At 63.1% G+C, this 526-nt stretch carries 1 pseudogene; it reads left to right on the plus strand.

The window, feature by feature from the left end:
- A pseudogene (locus FEM54_RS33740) lies at positions 1–526 on the plus strand (DNA repair protein RecN); the annotation flags it as partial.

Below are 526 nucleotides of genomic sequence, written 5' to 3' on the forward strand. Positions count from 1 at the left end.
ATCTATACCCTGGCGCGCAAACACCGCATCCAGCCGACCGAAGTTGCGACGATGCAGCAAAAGCTGCTGGATGAGATCGAAACCCTCAACGCCAATGATGAATCCATTGAACGGCTGGGCGATGAACTCGCCTCCTTCGCCCGCCATTACCAGGAAAAGGCCCGCGAGCTCAGCGACCTGCGCCAGCAAGCCGCTACCAGCCTGGCCAGTGCCGTGGAGCAGGAAATTCAACGCCTGGGCATGCCAGGCGGGCGCTTCACCATTGAGCTGCACGCCAACACCAGCAACGAGCTGCAACCCCACGGCCTGGAACAGGTTGAGCTGCTGGTCAGCGCCAACCCTGGCCAGCCGCTCAAGGCACTGGCGAAAGTGGCGTCCGGCGGTGAGCTGTCGCGGATCAGCCTGGCGATTCAGGTCATTACCGCCCAGACCTCGCGGGTACCCACGCTGGTATTCGACGAAGTGGACGTGGGGATTGGCGGGCCAACGGCGGAGATTGTCGGCCAACTGCTGCGCCGCCTTGGGG

The organism is Pseudomonas edaphica (genome assembly GCF_005863185.1).
Lineage (GTDB): Bacteria > Pseudomonadota > Gammaproteobacteria > Pseudomonadales > Pseudomonadaceae > Aquipseudomonas > Aquipseudomonas edaphica.